Source organism: Ammoniphilus sp. YIM 78166 (genome assembly GCF_004522215.1).
GTDB lineage: Bacteria > Bacillota > Bacilli > Aneurinibacillales > RAOX-1 > YIM-78166.
The window spans coordinates 479,244-499,202 of record NZ_SDLR01000004.1 but is presented as its reverse complement, the minus strand read 5'-3'; the positions used below and the strand labels follow the sequence as shown (position 1 = coordinate 499,202).

The window sequence follows — 19,959 nt, the reverse complement described above, 5'->3', positions numbered from 1 at the left end:
AAAGAGGGGCGTATGCCCCCCTTTTATTTCTCTAGCCACTCCTGGCAGCCTCTCTACGAAGACGCTTTTTCTTCATTATTATCATTAGCATTGACCAGTTTTTTTAACTTCATCTCATCTCGCTTCGCCCTGCGATCCTTCAAAGAACTGCTTCCTGCTGCTTGGTAATTTTCCCGCTTATTCATCCTTCTTAATCCCTCAGGAACGAGATTAAACTTCTCATCATTCATTAAGGCAGCAATGCCTACGGTCGATTTAGGCTGGTCGATCGCATAAATCTTATTAAAGTAAGCATCTGCTTTGCCAGGAACATAATTTTTCGGTTCGGGGTAGCTGGTAATTACCCCTTCAAAGTTACGTAGTACTACTTTATCGGGGCTTTGAGAAATTAAGTAGTTCGGCTGCAAGGTAATCTTCCCCCCGCCTCCTGGAGCATCTACGACAAAGGCCGGAACCGCATAGCCGGAAGTATGGCCGCGAAGATTCTCAATGATTTCTAACCCTTTAGAAACCGGTACACGGAAGTGACCAATGCCTTCGGATAAATCACACTGGTAGATATAGTATGGGCGTACTCGTATCTTGACCAGATCATGCATGAGCTTTTTCATAATATGAACACTATCGTTCACACCGGCTAAGATCACCGACTGGTTGCCTAGCGGAACCCCTGCGTTTGCGAGCATTTCACACGCCTTTTTTGCTTCTGGCGTGATCTCTAGCGAGGTATTGAAGTGTGTATTCAACCATACCGGATGATATTTTTTCAGCATAGTACAGAGATCTTCCGTAATTCGCTGTGGGAAAACAACTGGAGCACGCGTTCCAATCCGAATAATTTCGACATGTGGGATTTCTCGCAGGTTACGGATGACATATTCTAAAATCCGATCATTTACTAGCAGAGCATCTCCACCCGATAGCAAGACATCCCGTACTTCAGGGTTATTTCGGATATAGTCTACCGCTGCATCTAATTGTTTTTTAGGTACCCCCATTCCAACTTGGCCCGAGAATCGACGGCGCGTACAATATCGGCAGTACATCGAGCATTGATTGGTAATCAGAAATAATACGCGATCCGGGTAGCGATGAGTTAGTCCTGGAGTGGGGGAGTCTTCATCCTCATGAAGAGGATCTTCTAGATCATATCTCGTCTTCATAATCTCAGCTGAAATGGGAACGGATTGCTTGCGGATAGGGCATTCTGGATCATGAGGATCCATTAGTGAAGCGTAATAAGGGGTAATATTTAATGGAATGGTCTGGGTTGAGATACGTACCCCTTCTTCTTCCTCAGGGGTTAGATTCACGACTTTCTTTAACTGCTCTACGGTCCTTATGGTATTGGTCAATTGCCATAGCCAATCATTCCACTGCTCTTCTGTAACATCCTTCCAAAGCTCAACCTCACTCCAATGCCTTCTATTGATTAACATCTATCATCAACCTCCTCGGTCTTAGGTAAGGTAATGGACGGAACTTCAACACGATTGAAACTACACCACTAATTATTAATGCAAAAATGATGCCAATAAAAAAAACTGGATCCTCCACCTCTTTTTAGAGGTTAGAGTACCCAGGTTTCGCCGCCTTGCGAGTGACTATCCATTCAAATATTACCGTATCCTCCTAAATCCTCAAGAATCCAGCTTCGCTATCTTATACTGTAGGGTTTGTCTTGGAATCCCTAACCTTTTAGCCGCCTGCATGATATTTCCGTCTGTTTCCGCAAGCGCCTCTCGAATCATCTGTTCTTCTACTCGTTGTAAGGCTTCTGGAAGCGATACTCCCACGTATACGGGTGGGACCATTGGCTGTGCTTCTCGATGAATTCCCGATGGGACATGCTGCAAATAATACGGCAAATCGTCCACTTCAATGATATCACCTTCGACGAGATTCATAGCCGCCTCAATCGCATGCTCTAACTCACGTACATTACCTGGCCAGCTATGCTGGAACAAAACAGCCTCTGCATCAGGATGAAGACCTGTAACTAGTTTTCCGAAACGATAGTTAAACTTTTTGATAAAATGTTGGGTAAGGAGCGGAATATCTTCTATTCTTTCTCTTAGTGGAGGCAGTTCCAAAGCTACCACATTGAGACGGTAAAACAGATCCGATCGAAGCCGATTTTCCCTTACAGCTTGTTGAGGATCCTCATTTAGAGCTGCTATAATCCGCACATCTATAGGGGTTTCCTTAGATCCTCCTACACGCCGTACCTGGTTTTCCTGAATCACCCGCAAGAGCTTCGCTTGAAGCTCCAACGGCATGCTATTGATCTCATCTAAGAATAACGTTCCTTCATCTGCCAATTCAAACAACCCGGGACGATCCTCCGCTCCCGTAAAGCTTCCTTTAACCGTGCCAAAAAGAATACCTTCTAATAAAGTCGTTGGAAGGGCTGCACAATTCTGTGCAATAAATGGGGCATATCTGCGAGGAGAAGCATTATGAATCGATTGAACCAATAGTTCTTTCCCTGTCCCCGTTTCTCCCATGATCAAGATCGGGGAGGGAGTCTGGGCCGCCTTTTCCCCGGTTTTCTTTACTCGATCCATAGCACGGCTCCGAGATATAAGGTCTGTAAACGTATATTTCGCCGCCGTTTCTTCTTTTGAAGCCATTTTCTTTTTTTTAGGAAGTTGGTTTCGTTGAACAATCTGAGCTTGAAGGTCTACAAGCTTCTCTGAAAGCTCTTTTACTTTCGAGATGTCTTTCGCCACTTCCACCGCTCCTACCAATTCGCCGTCTACCCAGATGGGTAAGGACGTATTGACGGTAATCACTTGTTTTCCTTTCATATTGGTGTAGCGTTGGTGCTGGTGATAGATCGGCTCTTGACTCTCAATTACTTTTATCAATGTGCTGGTGTCATCATCCAACGACGGAAATACATCGAGAAGATGCTTGCCCATAACCTCCTCTACCGATAGTCCATCTAGCTTCGCCGCTACATGATTATAGTAGATCGTAATCCCTTGGCTATCCACCACGTGAATTCCTTCATCAATGGCTCCTAGAATGGCTTCCAACATCTCGTGCGTAACGGTTCTTTGCTTCATGTTATGACCTCCACTTGGACAAGCTGCTGAATCTCCATCCTCATGCCCATTTTCCGGCACAAATCCTTTACTCTACTATAATATGATGAGCTTGGCGTTTCAAGGTCTGTCTAAAGCAGTTCGCTACACAAAGTGATGATTTAACTTATCCACCCTTGTGAAAAAGCTTCTCAAAAAATCATAGAAAAGCTGTTCGGTCGGAGGTAGCGGACGATCCCGAGGAATGATGATTCCCACATTACGCTCAACCCTCGGTTCGCTAATCGGCAGTTTCACTGTTGAACGTGGAAGGCCATCCACTAGGGTAACCTCAGGAATCAAAGTAATCCCTAAGCCAGCAGAAACTAACCCTTTTATGGCATCAATATCTTCTCCCTCAAAGGAAATTTGAGGATGGTAACCTAGTTCTTTGAAAGCGTTTACTACCATTTCCCTTAAAACAAAACCTTCTGGAAACAAAATGAACGAATCGTCCTTCAAATCGCTTAGACGAACGGAAGAGTCACCAGCCAAAGGATGGCTTGCCGGGAGAAGGGCTACTATTCTTTCCATAAACAGAATTTCTCCCCTTATACTCCTTTCCTTTAATGGAACGGGACCGATTAAAGCCATATCAATCTCCCCTCTGGCTACCATTTCTATTAATTGATGATAGGATCCCTGTTTAAGCTGAAACTTGACTTCAGGGTGAATTTCACGAAAAGCCGATATCGCTATCGGAAGCGTATAGGCAGCTAAACTACTTGGGAAACCGATACGAATCGTCCCGCGTTCAGGATCCATATATTCTTCGACCTCTCGAAGGCCGCTTTCGATGACTTTCATCGCTTCCTTCATATGCCCTAAGAAGCTTCTCCCAATTGGGGTCAAATGGACATTCCGTCCTTCCCTTACGAATAAATCAACACCTAGCTCTTGTTCTAGTTTATATATTTGTCTGCTTACGGCAGATTGGGCTACATGAAGAGCATGAGCTGCCTCCGTTACATGCTCTCGCTTGGCAACTTCAATAAAATATTGGATTTGTCTGAGCTCCATGCTTACTTCCCCTTTCCAATTCATCTCGACTCGGCATTGATCTGATCTAATCTTTGTATTGTTTGGGGGTCTCATTCAATTATAGAATACCTATAGACGTAAAAAAAGTGGACCTTATATATATAAAGAAAAAAAGGAGCATGAGGGGAAATGGCGATCTTAACGGAAGTAAAACAAAAAGAATGGCAAGCGGCGGTAAACTATGTTACAGAAGTATATGAAACGGTGAAAAAACGCAACCCAGGAGAAAGTGAATTTCACCAAGCGGTGAAAGAAATTTTTGATTCTCTTGTACCCGTTTTTGCGAAACACCCTAAATATATGGAGCAGAGCATTCTTGAGAGAATCTCCGAGCCTGAAAGAATGATTACCTTTAGAGTTCCTTGGGTCGATGATCAAGGCAAACCACAAGTGAACCGCGGCTTCCGCGTTCAGTTTAACAGTGCTATTGGTCCATATAAAGGCGGTCTTAGATTTCATCCGTCTGTTAATGCTAGCATCATCCGATTCCTAGGATTTGAACAGATCTTTAAGAATTCTCTTACCGGCCAACCTATTGGGGGCGGAAAAGGCGGTTCCGACTTCGATCCAAAAGGTAAATCCGAAAGTGAAATCATGAAGTTTACGCAGAGCTTCATGACTGAGCTTGCCAAGCATATCGGACCGGACCTTGATGTACCTGCCGGTGATATTGGTGTAGGAGCAAGAGAGATCGGATATATGTTCGGACAATATAAGAGACTCCGCGGTGCTCATGAAGCCGGAGTATTAACTGGAAAAGGAATCGGATATGGCGGAAGCCTAGCTAGAACGGAAGCAACAGGCTTCGGTACCGTTTATTTCGTGGAAGAGATGCTAAAAGATCAAGGCCTCAGCTTTAACGGAAGCACGGTTGTCGTATCGGGCTCTGGCAATGTATCCATCTACGCGATCCAAAAAGCTACCCAGCTAGGCGCAAAAGTAGTGGCTTGCAGTGATTCTAACGGTTATATCTATGACAAAAACGGCATTAACCTTGATACCGTGAAGAGACTAAAAGAAGTAGAAAGAAAACGTATCAGCGAATATGTTACTGAACATCCAGAAGCTCGATATGTAGAAGGCTGCTCCGGCATTTGGACCATCCCATGTGATATCGCTCTTCCTTGCGCAACGCAAAACGAAATCAATGAAATCAACGCAAAAGTTCTAGTAGCTAATGGCGTAAAAGCAGTGGGAGAAGGAGCTAATATGCCATCTTCTTTGGAAGCTATCGAAGTCTTCCTAAACAACAAAGTCCTCTTCGCACCAGCTAAGGCTGCCAATGCAGGCGGAGTAGCCGTATCCGCACTTGAGATGGCCCAAAATAGCATGAGACTAGCATGGACCTTCGAAGAAGTAGACGCCAAGTTACATGAAATTATGGTTAACATCTATAAAAACAGCGTGAAAGCCGCAGAGGAATATGGATTCCCAGGAAACCTCGTAGTTGGAGCAAACATTGCCGGATTCCTCAAGGTAGCCGACAACATGATTGCTCAAGGTGTGGTTTAATATAAGAAGCTAACCCCCAAAGTTGACCTTTGGGGGTTTATTTTTGCAGCGGTCGATACCCTACCACCTATTTTGATCGGTTCGTATTTCTAGTTGCCGGTAAAGGGGCTTCAGTTGCCAGTAAGTGGACCTGAGTTGCTGATAAATAAGAAAAGTCGCCAGTATTTCTTTTCTGCTTAGTGACGGTGTGGAATAAATCTAACACGTGCTTTACTAATTTTACTTCCATCGATCAGATACCCCCTCCCTCCTCCCCTCGACCACCCTTTTTCCGTTTACTTGCCGGTATTTCTCTAAAAGTCGCCAGTAGACTGGCTAAAATTACCGGTGAACCCACCAAATTCGCCCGTAATAAATAAAACCCCAGAATGATACTCTGGGGGCACTTACTCAAAACTTTTCCAAAAGCTCTCCTTAACTCAAACCACGTACGGCCAAGCCGCCGTCGCTGGATATAATCTCTCCTGTAATGGCACGAGCACAATCCGAGGCTAACAACACGTACGCTCCTACATGATCTTCTGATTCCATGGCAATACGTAACGGGTTTCTCGTCTTAATACTTCGCGCTTTTGTCTCATTATCAACTGTTTTAACAAAAGGAGCCAACGGAGGAATCACGTGCAGCGCAGTAAGAGTACCTCCCGGAGCCACGGCATTAACACGAATGTCAGGTGCCAGTTCAAAGGCCAGCTGGCGAAGCAAACCAATTTGAGCGTGCTTGCTTGCCGTATACCACACGCCGCCCCCGTCGGGATAGAAGCCAGCTCCCGAGACTGTAAAAATGATATTTCCTTTGGTCTTCTTCAATTCTTCGACAGCAGCTTTAGCAGCTAAAAAATATCCCTTAACATTAATTGAAAACAGCATCTCATAAGCATCCGACAAGGCCTCGGGACTTACTTGATCGAATTTTGCAAAACCATCGAATACCCCGGCATTGGCCACCAGCACATCAAGCTTTCCATACGCCTCAACGGCTGTACGGACGGCCCCAACATGATCCCCATAATTGGTTACGTCACCAGCGATACATTGAATTGCATCACCATACTGATTTTTCAATTCCTCTAACCGCTCCACCGAGCGGTCGAGAACGGTAACCCCTGCACCCTCGGCGATAAAAGCTTCTGTGACGGCTCTTCCGATGCCAGAGGCACCTCCCGTCAAATACACAGATTTCCCTTTTAGCTGTGTCATACCCGATCCCTTCCTTCACTTGAACTAAACAAAGATGGCCAGATTTCGGGTGTTTAATGTCGTTTGATCAACCACGAAGAAGCGATTTGATAACTTCCATTCCCCGTTAAGATACGTGAATTCATCCTTGCGTTCTCCCGATATCAAATCATGATGAATATCATTGCTGCGGCTGCGATAGATGAACAGATAACTGCTAACTACTGCTTTTTCTTCTGCTACGAACTCATCCACCCTTACATTGCTAACCACTCGCCGGGTACGAGAAGGCGGCAATTCTGCCCAGGCATAATCGGTTTTCAGCCGATCGACTCGCATTTTCAACAGCTCATAATCATCAAGGAACGCATACATATCCGTAGAGTAGTCAGGTCTCTCAATACCTTCCTTGTTCACTCGAACAGGCATTTGATATTGAATGTCCGGATGAATGAGACCAAACCAGCCGTCAAAATCTATATCGTCAAGCAGCTTCGCCTCACGGTAAAGCCATTGCTCAAATTCATATGTGATTAACATTTTCTCGATGCTCATCAGGCGTTTCCCCCTTCAATTCTTAGGCATTAAGTAAATCTAACCAATAACGATAGAAATTTCGAGAATTTGCCTCTGAAAATTTATCGCCATAAACGATGCCAGGGCCTGCAAAATCCCTTACCTGTTCACGATGCATTCCCATCGTATAATTGTAAGTAAGCTGTTTCATGAAAGGCATGGGTCCTGTGGCAGCTGCAGTGATATCTGTAAATACTTCGGTATCATCTTGCTCAAAAATACCAGAAGGGCTAAAGGTTAAGATGAACGATTCGCGTGAACGCTTCTTCCAATCATCTGATGCATGTTTCTCGACCAGCAACCAGGTAATAACCTCCATCTTATCAACATCAATCGGCCTCCAAAGACGGACGGATGTATTAGAAATCGCCTTACCCTTGATTTTGGTGTGGGAGATGAGGAAGGATAGGTTGGGAAAAATAGTTCCTATCATGTTCTTCACCTTTGACATCAGCTCAAACTGTTCGCTTGAGAGATTCGATTGAAATTCAGGAATAAGCTCTTCAGGGAAAGCAAACTCCTGATTGGGCATACCGATATTCAACCCGTGCCCATTGGAGGTCTGAACCTGATAGCCAATCTTTGAATAAGTAGGATTAGGGACCATCCCCAGTTTCGCTATAGAACCATGGGTGACCATCGTATGGTAGGAATCACTGATAAAGTTATCCGATCCAATCTTCCAGTTGGAATGCACAACAAAGCGTTGAGGAGGTCCTATGACTTCCATTTCTGCCCGCCCCACCACAATATCCAAATACCACTTGAAATCACCCAGAAAATCTGATAAAGGTTGAGGCTGATCACTCCAAGTTCCGAAAAGGAGACCTTTATATGAATCAATGGTCACCTTATGCAACCCCATTTTAGAAGTATCAAGCTCTCCTCCATATATGTCTTGCTGCAGTGGAACTCCAATCAGATCGCCATTATTTTTAAAGGTGAATCCATGATAGGAACAAGTAAACCTGCCAGCTTTTCCTCGATCCGCTCGGCAGAGCTTCATGCCCCGGTGTGTGCACATATTGTAGAATCCGCGGATGACTCCATCTTCTCCTCTTGAAACGATGACAGAGTAGCCTGCTAGATCCCGCGTAATGTAATCTCCATTGTTGGGAACCTCTGATTCATGGCCAATGAATACCCAAGTCTTCAGGAAGATCTTTTCATGCTCCAGCTTATAAATGGTAGGATCACTTAAAATGTAAGCAGGGATCTTCCCCTCTTCAGGCTGAGTCGTTTCATTGATATGGTCCAGTACACTCTCGCGAGTTCTTTCATCTAAAGGCAGTTGTTTCTTATTCATCTTTTTACCCCTTTCCGTTATCTATGCCGTACGATCATGCGCCATCGAGACTCCAGACTTAAAGGAACGTGCTTCCTCCGCCTCTTTCTTCAGTGTGAACAGATATGCTATCAAACCTAACAAGGCAGCTACAATTAGCATCATGATTGACGGACCAAAATCGCCTTGAAAAGAATCTCTCATCCACCCCATAATATAACTGGAGAATCCGCCAAGGATATTGGTGAAGCCCATTAAACCAGCTGCTCTTCCTGCCGTCTCCCTCGTCGAATATTTGACAATAAATAGATTGCTCAGATGAAACACGCCACCTTGTGTCCCCATTGCGAGTCCCAAGCACAAACCAGCAACCAGCGGACTTCCCGCATTAATAGCCGTTGTTAACAATATGGCACATAATCCAAACAAAAGAGTTGCAAGCAATCCTGGTCGCTTCCATTTATCTGCGAAATACCCGCAAAGGATAACAAAGCCCATGGCAAACAGCCAAGATAAGGAGGTTATTCCGGTCATGGCCTCACGAGCAAACCCTTTGCCTTGCACAAGATAGGTTGGCAGCCAGATACTCAAACCAAAAAATAAAAACGAAGACATCAGCATTCCAAACCACACAATCCAGTAACGATAGTCTTGTGTGAAGCTCTGCTTCACTTGTGCAGGTGCAGAAGGATCCGTATAGCGAATCTGGGCAAGCTCGTCTTTGCTGATTCCCGGATGGTGCTCTGGCTTATCTCGAGTCAGGAATAGGAACATTGGGATAATCATGAAGAAATTAAATGCGGCAAGAATATAGAAGGCTGCCTGCCAATGTACGCTAGCAATGATAACAGAAAGCATGACAGCTCCAATGGCCGGTCCTAAATAGTTTCCTGTAAGCCAAGTAGCCTGAGCTCTGCCAAGCTCCCGCTGATGAAACCAGTTCGAAATGAATTTTCCTGAAACAGGAATCATCATTCCTTCACCGATACCTAAAATGACCCGGCTAATTAAAAACATCTCATAGGAAGATGAAAGCCCTCCCATAATCATCGTCATGGTCCATACGCAGAGCCCCATGACCGCTGTTTTGCGCGCGCCGAGCTTATCAATAATAACCCCCCAGAAGAGGTTGGAAAGAGCATAAGCCACTGTAAAAGTTAGCGTTAAAAGGCCAAGTTTGGCGTTCTTATCCTCTCCTGTGAGGCCTAAGTCTTGGAGAAATTGCGGATCTGTCTGAATGACTGAGATCCCTAGTTTATCGATTTGCCCGAAAAACCAGAAAAAGAATATAGGAACTGCAATGTAAATCCAGCGCATTTGACCTTTTAACATAATGGCCCCCTAACTTTTCTACACTTTTCGAAAATCAGATATTGTTTCTATTAAACTACGAAATGAAAGGGGTTTCAACATCTTTATATGATGCTTTATCCGACTCGAATCATCTCATCTCTATTCTTTAAAGTGGATAACACACTCAATGCCGCCAAATAACTTGTTTTCGGATTATTAGGCATCGGGTCATTTTCCACATTCAGAGTGAGCTTCCCAAATGTACCTTTCGCTTCGATAGAATGAGTATTTTTATCCACTTTAGGATCAGCAATGATCTTTACGCTAGTTCTTTCAGGTCCAAGTCCCGCTAGAGATAAAATGATAGATACATTGATGTTTTGTGGGAACAATTGAATAGCTTCCCTCGCAGAGCCTTCGAATATAATACTCTCTGCATCCATAGTGTCTTGAGAAAGAGCCTTCGGCGGCTTTCTTGTCGTAATCGATACCGACTCTAGCTGACCAATCGTCATCGCCGCTTTTAAGACATCCAATCCACCAATAGCCCCTGAAGGCAGATAAACTTTCGTACCTTTCATCCGGCACAATTCTCTTAAATCATCATGCAAAGTTCTATCAGCTAATGCTCCGACACTAATGATCAGCATATCCTTTCCGCTTTCGAGGATCGGTCTGGCGTAATCCTCAACCACCTGAATGGTAGCCGCTTCGATGATTAAATCCAAATCGGAATGCAGGAAGGCTTCGAAATCAGTATAGGAATCTATTTGGTACTCCCTGGTGATGAGGGCAGCCGTTTCTTTTTTGGAACTATAAACAGCTGTTATCCTGCCATCCGGAAGAAAATTTTCGTTATTCAAAGAATGAAGAAGGAATTTTCCAATATTGCCGCAGCCTATCAATCCTATTTTCATCAAGCGATCCCCTCTCTCAGTCAGCTAGACCGTAAGAATCCGTAAAGTACTCCAAACCGCAATGTCTAGTTTCGCGCGATAACCCACTTTCTTTTAGACCCGGGAAATCCAGGTAAATATCCTGGAATACGGTATGATTATTGTGAAAGACCGCCCCTGCTTCCAATCGGTCAGCACATCCCGCTACCTTTCCTTCATTTTCCGTCCAAATTGATGCTCGCAGTCCAAATTCCGTATCATTCGCCAACTGTATCGCTTCTTCCTCGCTTGCAAATTTCAAAATGGGAATCACCGGACCAAACTGCTCAGCCCTAACAATTTCACTGTGCTGCTCCACTCCTGTAATGATGGAGGGTTGCATGAAATAGCCCTTGTCCCAGGTTTCAGGATCCATAATTTGTCCTGCTGTTATCACCTGCGCTCCGGACTTTTGGGCACGGTCTATCAAACCGTTCACAAAGTCAAATTGCACTTGATTGTTCAAAGGACCCATCGTCGCATCCGGATGAATGCCATTTCCGACAACAACCCGATGAAACTCTTTCGTTAGCTTCTGAACTAATTCATCATATCTCGATTCATGAACATAAATCCGTTTAATAGCGGAACACACCTGCCCAGCTGCCCTCAAAATCCCAAAGCGAAGTCTTTGTATAGCATGTTCGTTTAAGCTTGCATCCTCAAAAATCAAAGCAGGGTCGTTACCCCCTAGCTCCATATACAGCTTCTTGACTGTACTCGATGCCGTCCGCATGATATGTTTTCCGGTTTCCGTACTTCCGACAAAGGCGATGGTCTTGACCCTTGGATCGCTGCAAAGTATGTCTCCTACCACTCCCCCAGACCCCGGTACGATATTAATAACGCCTGGAGGAAAGCAAGAAGCTACAACTTTCAAACAGGTCATGACGGTTAGCGGACAATAAGTAGCCGGTTTTACCACTACTGTATTTCCTGCAAGCACAGCAGGGATGACCCTCTTAAAGGTCAGTAGCATGGGAGAGTTCCAGGGGGAAATCACCGCCGTCACCCCTCGCGGTCTTTTCCTAATTTGCACGTTTTGCGTTCCGGGAAGAGATTCGGGCTGCCACCATTTCAGCAGAGCCTCTGCACAATGGTGCATTACATCTATGGAACGCAGCAAATCCTTTTTGGCTTCCACTAGCGTTTTTCCATTTTCACGGACAAAAAGCGATACATTCTCCTCAATGATCGGTTTAAGAAGGTTAGCGGCTTCTACCATTAGGTTTGCCCGCTCTTCGGGTTTTGTCCTCGACCAGCTGGAAAAAGCCAAGCTTGCTGATTCTACCGCTTGTGCTACTGCTTCTTTTGAGGATAAGCCAACCTCCCCTACGACTTCTACTATATTGGCAGGATTCTTAACACCCGTAACATGGTCAGCCTGAATCCATTCACCATTAATAAGATACTTCCCTGACACAAAAGGGTATGTCGAGATCATGCCCAAAACCTCCATTATAATTTTTTCGGCTTAAATGCGTCCGCTGCTCCCGGAGGTCCTCCGAATGGCTTCGCCATGGGGCCCACTGCTTTCATATCGACGACGATCATGTATGGCTTTCGTTTGGCAACTGCCTTTTCCAGCTCTGTTACAAATTCTTCAGGCGAACCAATTCGTGCAGCTTCAAATCCCATGGATTGACTTAACTGAACGAAGTCAGGACTTAACAAGTCGACCGCTACCTGACGACCGTAAGCTGCATCTTGGATATTCCGCAAGACCCCGTACCCTGCATCATCGAATAACACAATAATAATCGGAAGATTTTCTTGGGCCGCTGTCGCCATTTCTCCGACATTGACCATGAATCCGCCATCCCCTGCCATTAAAGCAACCACGCGGTCTTTTCGTCCCGCTTGCGCTCCGATAGCCGTCGGCAGTCCCTGTCCGATCCCGCCGCCTGAAGCATGGATCGAGGTCCTTGGCTCATAAACTTCAAACAATCGGCTACCCCAAACATTCGCTTGGACTGTAACATCCCGAACTAAAATTGCATCACGCGGCAATATTCTTCGCATACCATCCAAAAATTGCTCATATGGCCCTAATGTCTTCCTTAATTGTACTCGCAACTCATTGCGCACCGTTTGGACTTCATCAAGATAGGCCGGGTCAGGAGTCACGGGGTCATGATCGAGTTCTCGAATCATAGATTGCAAGATCAACTTCGCATCTCCTACCAGCCCATGCGAAGCTGGGTAATTCCGGTTCATTGCGTTCCATTCCGCATCAATAGAGATATGCTCCTCTGGTACCGATACCTTCCAGTTAGAGGTTTCATTTCCGCGGAAACGCACCCCGATACTAATTAACAAATCTGATTTTTGTAGTAATTGTTTGGTGAGGTCTACGGCGGCGAAGTGTCCGATGCATTGCGGATGATCCTCCGGGATAGATCCCTTTCCGGATTGGCTGGTCACTACAGCCGCTCCGATCATCTCAGCCAGCTGTCGAACTTCCTCGGAAGCGCCTGAAGAAATGACTCCGCCCCCGCTCCAGATCACAGGTCTGCGAGCGTTTGCAATCTTCTTAACCAGCTCTACTGGAAGTTTCGGTAAGGTCTGCTCAGATGATGGCTGTACGTGTCCTCGGAAATCTTCTACTACGCTCTGAGGGATAATGGCAGATTGAAAATCGATAGGAATTTCTAATGTTACTGGCCCTGCAGGTGCCGTTATTGCTTCTTGGATCGCTTGCCTAACCACCCCGACGGCTTGCTCCGGCTTCCTTAAGCGCATGGCTTTCTTTGAGCACCCTTCCATCATTGATAGTTGATCCTTGCATTCATGGATATATCCTCTGCCCGTGCCTAAATACGGGGAAGCCACTTCACCAGTCAAATGAAGGAGGGGAACTCCAGCACTCCAAGCTTCAACTAGAGATCCGGCCGCATTTCCTGCACCGGTTCCGGTGCTGGTAATCACAACGCCTAATTTCCCAGTAGCTCTGGCATACCCATCTGCCATATTTACCGCACCGCTCTCGCCGCGTGAGCATACGAGGTGAATGCTTCCTTCACGGAGGATGGCATCATAGATGGGCATGTTATGAATACTTACGATTCCAAATGCAACTTCTACCCCTGCACGAACCAGCTCTTGCACAACGGCATCAGCTGTTGTAAACTCCATTTGTTCAAGTTGTCTCATGATCATGTACCTCTCATCTAAATTATTCAAACCTTTATAAAGCCTTGCCGAGCGCCCCAGCTGTCTCAATTGTCGATCCCGAAACATAGCTTGCTTGACGAGAAGCCAGGAAAAGAATCACGCTTGCCACCTCTTCCGGTTCTCCTACTCTCCCAAGTGGAATGTTTCTTTTCTTCGCCAGATCGCCGTAATACATATCCGGTTCTACATTCGGTGCATTCTGCAATCGGCGGCGTTCCCATTGATCTGTGCGGATTAAACCTAAACTCACCGAGTTGACGAGAATGTTATCAGGCGCTAGTTCCTGGGATAAGGTCTTGCTCAAATTCAGCAGTCCTGCTCTCGTTGCGGCTGTAGCGACCATATGTCTTTCAGGTTCTTTTGCCAGTGTAGCGTTAATGTTGATAATGCGGCCCCCGCCTTGTTTCACCAAATAAGGATGGGCTGCTCGGATGGCATAAATGACGGCAAAGTACTTTAATTGAATCTGCTCCTGCCATTGTTCATCCGTGATATCGAAAAAGTATCCCATGACGCTGTGGCCAGCTGCATTGACCAGGATATCAATACCACCCAAGGCTCCTGCCGTTCCGTTCATAAACGCATCCACATCCTGCTTGTTCGTTACATTGCAGGTTCCTGCATAAATTCGATCTGCAGAACCAAATTGCAGCAGATGGTTGCATGCTTTATCCAAACGTTCCTGATTTCTTCCGCAGACAGCTACTTTTGCTCCTTCTTGGAGAAACATTTCCGCTGCTTTTAGTCCAACCCCTGATGTTCCGCCCATTATCACAGCCACTTTATCTCTCAAGCCCAAGTCCATAATGGTACTCCCTTCTTCAATTCGCGCTTATTTACTTACGGCTTCAAGGTTTACCCAACCTTCATCCGGCTCTCCAGCCATCGCAGCCCTAGTCTCCGGCTTCGGCGGTCCAGCAATCTGCCACTGATCCATGAGATGAGGCACTCTCTTCCATACTCGTGCCTTCCATTCTGCTTCATCTTCGATCGTTTCCAGGTAACACGTATACTCCATAACGAAACCTGCTGGATCTTGAAAGTAACAGAAGATGTTATTTCCTGGGCCATGACGGCCAGGTCCCCAAATTTCCTTGTAACCTGCTTTTCTTACATTGCTAATGCCTCGCATTACTTCATCTACATTGTCCACTTCGTAAGCCATATGGTTGACTGAAGCATGGACATCCTGGTTGAAGGCAATCGAGTGATGCTTCTTGTTGCAGCGAAGGAAAGCCATCTGATGCTCGCTCCAGTCGGTCACTTTAAATCCCAAGACGTTTGTATAGAATTCAACCGCCTGATCCAGATCAACCGTATTCATGACCACGTGATTCAGCCTCACCGGATCTACGTTTTTCTTGTTCCAAATTGAAGTGTGAACTTCGACCCAAGCCGATAGTTCAATGCATCGATTCTCCGGATCAAGAAAGCGAAAGCCGTAACCTTTCCCCTCTTCATCCAAGTAAGCTGGCTCTGAAACGATGCGCACTCCCTTTTTGGCCAGTGTTTCCACTGCTTGATCTACAGCATTCTTATCCACCATTCCAAAACTGAGATGGTGTAAGCCTCTTTTCTCTCCTGCATGCAGGCTTAAGATATGATGTTCAGGACCCGACCCGCGAAAATAAGCTGTCTTATCATCTTGAAATACCTTATCTAATCCCCATACTTGCTCGTAAAATTCAGCTTGTTCCTTCAAGACAGGGGTAATTAAGCTAACATGTCTCAAATGTGTGATACCTAGCATATTGGCGCACCTCCATTATCGTTATGAGAGGTTTGGAGACTTTCTGTTAAGAAGCCTCCAAACAAGTCAACCTACTAGCCTTTAATTATTGCTTCTCTCTCTGCTGCACGCTGCTTGCGCAATTCCTCTAATTCGCTTCCTTCTGGATAGCTAGGCAAATTAGGCTTCGGAGAACCTAACATCACTAGCATTAGGGCTTCTTCATCGCCATCATTTCTTATTCCCCGATACACTCCGGGAGGGCTGCTGATGCAATCCCTCTCTCCCAATGAAATCTCATGGATCTCACTATAGCTATCTTGCTGAATAAGGGCTGTAACCTTCCCCTTCAAAACGAAGAATACTTCTTCTACATCATCATGCAAGTGCAGCGGGCCCACGCAGCCCGCAGGCAAGACCATCGTGCTCAATGTGAAATTAGATGCCGCAATGACATTTGAATCATTATTGGCAGTGGCGCCGCGGCCTATATATCTCTTCTGGGCACGTCGATAAGTCGGATCAACTTCTTCTTGAAATTTTAAAACGTTCCAATCCAATTTTCTTGTTTCAAGACGAGCCACATATTTTTTTTCAAATTCCTCGATTGAAAACTTTTGCTCTGTCATCTTTCCATCAGCCTCCTAAGTTCTTCACATTACCGTTGTGTTTTATATACAAAACTATGTTTTGTTTTATAACTACATTTTAAGAATTGTTGAGGATTATGTCAATAATAAATGTTTAGAATTTTTAATTGAATAAACAATGTTTTGTATTTGAAACAAAAAAATAAAAACGCAAGGATCTTGAAGCAACTTACATGCTTCGTTTCCTTACGTTTTTTCGCTTTTATATCCCCTAATTTCGATGTCCCGTAAAACCCATAAACTGCGATAGCGTTACAGCTGTTTCGCATACTCCTGGGATGACCACCTGTTCCATCGCCTCGTTGTTTAAGACAGCTGCGGAGGCTACTACACTAACCGATGCAATAACAAGTCCCAACCTGTTGAAAATGGGTGCAGCAACAGAACGAATCCCGCTCTCAAACTCCTGATCCCCGATTGCATAGCCTCTTTCTCGTATAATCTGAAGCTCGTTTAATAAATCGGCCAGCATCGTTTTAGTTTGCTGTGTATACGGCTTTAAATCAGAACCTAGAAATATCGCTTCGATCCGTTCCCTCGGCTGGTAAGCCAACAAGCATTTACCCATGGAAATGGCATGAGCAGGAAGCCTTGTCCCTATACTTACGGTTATTGCTGCTACCCCAGGTATTGGAACTCTGCCTACATAGACCACTTCATTCCCATCAAGGATGCCCATATGACTTGATGCACCTGTTTTATCCCTCAAGGCCTCCATATAGGGTCGCGCAATCTCAGGGAGTTGAAGGGTGTTGAGATAAGAAAAACCTAATTCCAATACTTTTGGAGTTAACTCGTATCGTTTCGTATGCTCATCTTGAATTAAATACCCATCAGCCTGAAGCGTATACAATAAACGGTAAGGCACCGTTCGGCTTACCCCTAAGTTTCCGGCAATCTCAGCCAATGATAAGGTAGGCTGATCTGCATTAAACATTCTTAGAATCTGCAAGCCCCTGATTAATGAATTTGATATATAACGATCTCCGTCTCCACTTGCCATACTAATCCTCACCCTTTATGCGAACTAAAAACTGACTAATGCGATTATAGCATATCTTTTCACGCTGAAAAAAAAATCACTCCCAATAATTCAGGAGTGAACAGTCGTTAGACGGTAACCAAAATATTCAGAAATCAATAAAGCTGTCTTGCAAACTTCATTTAAAGCCACAGCTGAAATGAATTCTTCATTTAAAAAGGACTTTGGCGCAGCAATGTTAATAGCCGCAACAGCAGTGCCACTCCGATCAAAAATCGGGGCTGCAATCGAGTGGATTCCGCTTTCGAATTCCCCTTTGCTCATAGCATAACCATTTTCCAATATAGACGTAAGTTCTGTTCTCAGCTCCAATACCTTCGTCTTGGTTTGATTGGTAAACGGCTGCAATTCTGACCCATATAGAAGCTCATTCAATCTTTCATTAGGTTGATAGGCAAGTAGACACTTGCCTATGGACGTAGCGTGCGCTGGCAACCGCGAACCAATGCTTACGTTTAATGACGTAATGCCTCGAGCGGCCACCCTTAATACATAGACGATCTCTTTTCCATCCAGGACACCTAAATGGGCAGAAGCACCCGTCCTATCCCTCAATTGTTCCAAGTAGGGCTTGGATATATCCGGAATTTGCAAAGTGGTTAGATACGAAAATCCCAAATTCAGCACCTTTGGAGACAACTCGTATCGTTTTGTGTTTTCATCCTGACTGATGAATCCCATCGCTTGAAGAGTATATAGCAATCGGTAGGGAACCGTCCGTCCTACATGGAGACGGGAAGAGATTTCTGCTAACGACAGAGTAGGAGTTTCCACATCAAACATTTGCAATATCTCTAGTCCCCTAACCAACGAATGGGAAAGGTATCGATCCTTTTCTTCACTGGGCACAAACATCTTCCCTTTCTCTATCCGAATGTTTCCCGGAAAGAAAATTCAAGATGTGCCGATTAAAGGTTGCCGAATCCTCCTGATAGCAAAGATGTCCTGTTTCAGGAATAATCACGAATTCAGATTGAGGCATGCTCTCATGAAAGATCCGGGATTCACTGACCGGTGTTACCTTATCTAACTCCCCGCAAATTACAAGAGTAGGAATGGAAATAGCAGAGAGGAGATCCATTTGATTGACATGATAGAGGGAATACGCCACAGACCGGTATCCGGCGGGCCTTACCTGCGCCATGATGCGCTCCGCTTCTCTCCTCACTTCATCAGAGGCTTGCGGAGCAAGCAGTTCCTTTACCCGCCGTTTCGCAATCTCCTGGGGATCCAGTGTTTCAATGGAATTCAGACGATTCTTTAGTCTTTTCTCATTTTCTTCTTGATCCAGTGCCGCTGCTCCTCTAGTGGCATCCGATATAATCAAGGATTTAACCTGAGACGGATAGCGGTGGCAAAAATCGATCGCAATCGCTGCCCCCATAGAATGGCCTAATAGGTTAACAGACTGATAAGGAAGCTTTTCCAAGAAACCCTTTAAGATATCAGCAAATTGACAAAAGCTTCTCAATTCATATTGCGGATCAGAGCTTGCCCCATATCCCGGAGCATCCCACGCAATAATCGTAAAATGTTCTTGTAATTCGCTGATTTGCTTTCGCCAAGACTGAGAATTATTCCCCATGCCATGGAGCAAAACCAATGGTTCACCACGTCCTGCAATCTCGTAATGGATCGATAGATCCCCCACCTCAACAAATGGCATATGATTATCCTCCTAAAAAGATAAGATTATTTCCAGAAAACAAAACGACGATGGACGGCTTCAAACAAGACGGTCACCATAAATCCAAGAATGGTAATAAAAATAACCCCAGCCATTACCTTCTCTTGCATAAGGGATGCAGACATATAACTTAACAAATATCCCATTCCATCTGTTGAGCCTATCATTTCGGTTAGTATCGTAATAACCAAGGCCAAAGGAATCGCTATCCTAAAGCCTGTAAAGATCGATGGAAGCGTAGCGGGGAACAATACCTTCCAAAATAATTGCATTTGGCTTGCCCCCATGTTCTGGGCAGCCCATACATAAAGATGATTGACTCGAAGAGAACCATAATACGTATTGATAACGATCGGAAAGATGCATTCCAGGAAGACAACCAGAATCTTAGAGCCCGATCCTATACCGAATATAAATACGAAAATGGGATAAAGCGCAACGCGGGGAATCGGATAGCCAATGGAGAACATTGGCTGCATCCAATCATTGAGCAAGTTATACCGGCTCATCATCAACCCCAATGGAACACCGACGAGCGCGGCCAATCCAAAACCGGCAAATAACCTGAACAAGGTCACCGAAAGATTTTCTCCAACCATCCCGGTTACAAGCAAATCATACGAGACATAAACCACCTTAAATAAGGAAGGGAATAGACGCTCAGGCATCACTCCGGACCAGACAATGATTTCCCATATAAGAACCAGCCAAATAATGACTTGATAGCTAACAATTTTTTCCCATACTTTTTTTAACATCATATCCCC

18 protein-coding genes are annotated in these 19,959 nt (G+C 45.0%); 1 reads left to right on the top strand and 17 read right to left on the bottom strand.

Going from position 1 to position 19,959, the window contains the following annotated elements; genetic code table 11:
* Window positions 1-53: 53 nt before the first annotated feature.
* The 3 genes from kamA to gltC form a co-directional block, all read right to left on the bottom strand.
* Window positions 54-1,439 carry a lysine 2,3-aminomutase gene (gene kamA, locus EIZ58_RS19110; RefSeq protein WP_134702465.1) on the bottom strand — a complete coding sequence of 462 codons (1,386 nt, stop codon included), beginning with the start codon at window positions 1,437-1,439 and terminating at the stop codon, window positions 54-56.
* Window positions 1,440-1,640: 201 nt separating this feature from the next.
* On the bottom strand, window positions 1,641-3,071 hold the full coding sequence (locus tag EIZ58_RS19105) for a sigma-54 interaction domain-containing protein (protein ID WP_240689191.1): 1,431 nt from the start codon (window positions 3,069-3,071) through the stop codon (window positions 1,641-1,643).
* A gap of 123 nt (window positions 3,072-3,194) precedes the next feature.
* Window positions 3,195-4,109 carry a glutamate biosynthesis transcriptional regulator GltC gene (gene gltC, locus EIZ58_RS19100; RefSeq protein WP_134702464.1) on the bottom strand — a complete coding sequence of 305 codons (915 nt, stop codon included), beginning with the start codon at window positions 4,107-4,109 and terminating at the stop codon, window positions 3,195-3,197.
* Between the two features lie 150 nt (window positions 4,110-4,259).
* Here gltC and gdhA point away from each other — a divergent pair, with 150 nt between their 5' ends.
* On the top strand, window positions 4,260-5,642 hold the full coding sequence (gene gdhA / locus EIZ58_RS19095) for an NADP-specific glutamate dehydrogenase (RefSeq protein WP_134702463.1): 1,383 nt from the start codon (window positions 4,260-4,262) through the stop codon (window positions 5,640-5,642).
* 414 nt (window positions 5,643-6,056) lie between these two features.
* Here gdhA and EIZ58_RS19090 read toward each other — a convergent pair whose 3' ends face one another.
* The 14 genes from EIZ58_RS19090 to EIZ58_RS19025 all read right to left on the bottom strand — a co-directional run bounded on the left by EIZ58_RS19090 (window position 6,057) and on the right by EIZ58_RS19025 (window position 19,950).
* Complete coding sequence (locus EIZ58_RS19090) at window positions 6,057-6,842, bottom strand: SDR family NAD(P)-dependent oxidoreductase (RefSeq protein ID WP_134702462.1); 786 nt, start codon at window positions 6,840-6,842, stop codon at window positions 6,057-6,059.
* Between the two features lie 24 nt (window positions 6,843-6,866).
* Window positions 6,867-7,376, bottom strand: a complete 510-nt coding sequence (locus tag EIZ58_RS19085) for an aromatic-ring-hydroxylating dioxygenase subunit beta (RefSeq protein WP_134702461.1) — start codon at window positions 7,374-7,376, stop codon at window positions 6,867-6,869.
* A 22-nt stretch (window positions 7,377-7,398) separates the two neighbouring features.
* Window positions 7,399-8,703 carry an aromatic ring-hydroxylating oxygenase subunit alpha gene (locus tag EIZ58_RS19080; protein ID WP_134702460.1) on the bottom strand — a complete coding sequence of 435 codons (1,305 nt, stop codon included), beginning with the start codon at window positions 8,701-8,703 and terminating at the stop codon, window positions 7,399-7,401.
* A gap of 21 nt (window positions 8,704-8,724) precedes the next feature.
* Window positions 8,725-10,014, bottom strand: coding sequence for an MFS transporter (locus EIZ58_RS19075; protein ID WP_134702459.1), 1,290 nt, complete (start codon window positions 10,012-10,014; stop codon window positions 8,725-8,727).
* Between the two features lie 95 nt (window positions 10,015-10,109).
* A complete protein-coding gene (locus EIZ58_RS19070; RefSeq protein ID WP_134702458.1) occupies window positions 10,110-10,892 on the bottom strand; it encodes an aspartate dehydrogenase in 783 nt (260 codons plus the stop codon).
* 16 nt (window positions 10,893-10,908) lie between these two features.
* The gene (locus EIZ58_RS19065; protein ID WP_134702457.1) at window positions 10,909-12,354 is read right to left on the bottom strand and encodes an aldehyde dehydrogenase family protein; all 1,446 of its coding nucleotides are present in this window, start codon (window positions 12,352-12,354) and stop codon (window positions 10,909-10,911) included.
* Window positions 12,355-12,368: 14 nt separating this feature from the next.
* Entirely contained in the window at window positions 12,369-14,063 is a 1,695-nt protein-coding gene (locus EIZ58_RS19060) for a thiamine pyrophosphate-binding protein (protein ID WP_134702456.1), read from the bottom strand.
* Window positions 14,064-14,097: 34 nt separating this feature from the next.
* The gene (locus EIZ58_RS19055) at window positions 14,098-14,889 is read right to left on the bottom strand and encodes an SDR family oxidoreductase (protein ID WP_134702455.1); all 792 of its coding nucleotides are present in this window, start codon (window positions 14,887-14,889) and stop codon (window positions 14,098-14,100) included.
* A 27-nt stretch (window positions 14,890-14,916) separates the two neighbouring features.
* On the bottom strand, window positions 14,917-15,834 hold the full coding sequence (locus tag EIZ58_RS19050; RefSeq protein ID WP_134702454.1) for a VOC family protein: 918 nt from the start codon (window positions 15,832-15,834) through the stop codon (window positions 14,917-14,919).
* A 74-nt stretch (window positions 15,835-15,908) separates the two neighbouring features.
* Window positions 15,909-16,442, bottom strand: coding sequence for a cupin domain-containing protein (locus EIZ58_RS19045; protein ID WP_134702453.1), 534 nt, complete (start codon window positions 16,440-16,442; stop codon window positions 15,909-15,911).
* Window positions 16,443-16,674: 232 nt separating this feature from the next.
* A complete protein-coding gene (locus tag EIZ58_RS19040) occupies window positions 16,675-17,466 on the bottom strand; it encodes an IclR family transcriptional regulator (RefSeq protein ID WP_134702452.1) in 792 nt (263 codons plus the stop codon).
* A gap of 90 nt (window positions 17,467-17,556) precedes the next feature.
* The gene (locus tag EIZ58_RS19035) at window positions 17,557-18,354 is read right to left on the bottom strand and encodes an IclR family transcriptional regulator (RefSeq protein WP_134702451.1); all 798 of its coding nucleotides are present in this window, start codon (window positions 18,352-18,354) and stop codon (window positions 17,557-17,559) included.
* The gene (locus EIZ58_RS19030) at window positions 18,344-19,171 is read right to left on the bottom strand and encodes an alpha/beta fold hydrolase (protein WP_134702450.1); all 828 of its coding nucleotides are present in this window, start codon (window positions 19,169-19,171) and stop codon (window positions 18,344-18,346) included. The genes EIZ58_RS19035 and EIZ58_RS19030 overlap by 11 nt, the downstream gene beginning before the upstream one ends.
* Before the next feature lie 26 nt (window positions 19,172-19,197).
* Complete coding sequence (locus tag EIZ58_RS19025; RefSeq protein ID WP_167577796.1) at window positions 19,198-19,950, bottom strand: ABC transporter permease; 753 nt, start codon at window positions 19,948-19,950, stop codon at window positions 19,198-19,200.
* Window positions 19,951-19,959 lie beyond the last annotated feature (9 nt).

Coding starts and splice junctions, on each gene's coding strand:
- gltC (WP_134702464.1), bottom strand. CDS start 4,109: ATGGAGCTCAGACAAATCCAATATTTTATTGAAGTTGCCAAGCGAGAG.
- EIZ58_RS19025 (WP_167577796.1), bottom strand. CDS start 19,950: ATGTTAAAAAAAGTATGGGAAAAAATTGTTAGCTATCAAGTCATTATT.
- EIZ58_RS19030 (WP_134702450.1), bottom strand. CDS start 19,171: ATGCCATTTGTTGAGGTGGGGGATCTATCGATCCATTACGAGATTGCA.
- EIZ58_RS19070 (WP_134702458.1), bottom strand. CDS start 10,892: ATGAAAATAGGATTGATAGGCTGCGGCAATATTGGAAAATTCCTTCTT.
- EIZ58_RS19090 (WP_134702462.1), bottom strand. CDS start 6,842: ATGACACAGCTAAAAGGGAAATCTGTGTATTTGACGGGAGGTGCCTCT.
- EIZ58_RS19065 (WP_134702457.1), bottom strand. CDS start 12,354: ATGATCTCGACATACCCTTTTGTGTCAGGGAAGTATCTTATTAATGGT.
- EIZ58_RS19050 (WP_134702454.1), bottom strand. CDS start 15,834: ATGCTAGGTATCACACATTTGAGACATGTTAGCTTAATTACCCCTGTC.
- EIZ58_RS19045 (WP_134702453.1), bottom strand. CDS start 16,442: ATGACAGAGCAAAAGTTTTCAATCGAGGAATTTGAAAAAAAATATGTG.
- EIZ58_RS19060 (WP_134702456.1), bottom strand. CDS start 14,063: ATGAGACAACTTGAACAAATGGAGTTTACAACAGCTGATGCCGTTGTG.
- kamA (WP_134702465.1), bottom strand. CDS start 1,439: ATGTTAATCAATAGAAGGCATTGGAGTGAGGTTGAGCTTTGGAAGGAT.
- EIZ58_RS19055 (WP_134702455.1), bottom strand. CDS start 14,889: ATGGACTTGGGCTTGAGAGATAAAGTGGCTGTGATAATGGGCGGAACA.
- EIZ58_RS19080 (WP_134702460.1), bottom strand. CDS start 8,703: ATGAATAAGAAACAACTGCCTTTAGATGAAAGAACTCGCGAGAGTGTA.
- gdhA (WP_134702463.1), top strand. CDS start 4,260: ATGGCGATCTTAACGGAAGTAAAACAAAAAGAATGGCAAGCGGCGGTA.
- EIZ58_RS19040 (WP_134702452.1), bottom strand. CDS start 17,466: ATGGCAAGTGGAGACGGAGATCGTTATATATCAAATTCATTAATCAGG.
- EIZ58_RS19105 (WP_240689191.1), bottom strand. CDS start 3,071: ATGAAGCAAAGAACCGTTACGCACGAGATGTTGGAAGCCATTCTAGGA.
- EIZ58_RS19075 (WP_134702459.1), bottom strand. CDS start 10,014: ATGTTAAAAGGTCAAATGCGCTGGATTTACATTGCAGTTCCTATATTC.
- EIZ58_RS19085 (WP_134702461.1), bottom strand. CDS start 7,376: ATGAGCATCGAGAAAATGTTAATCACATATGAATTTGAGCAATGGCTT.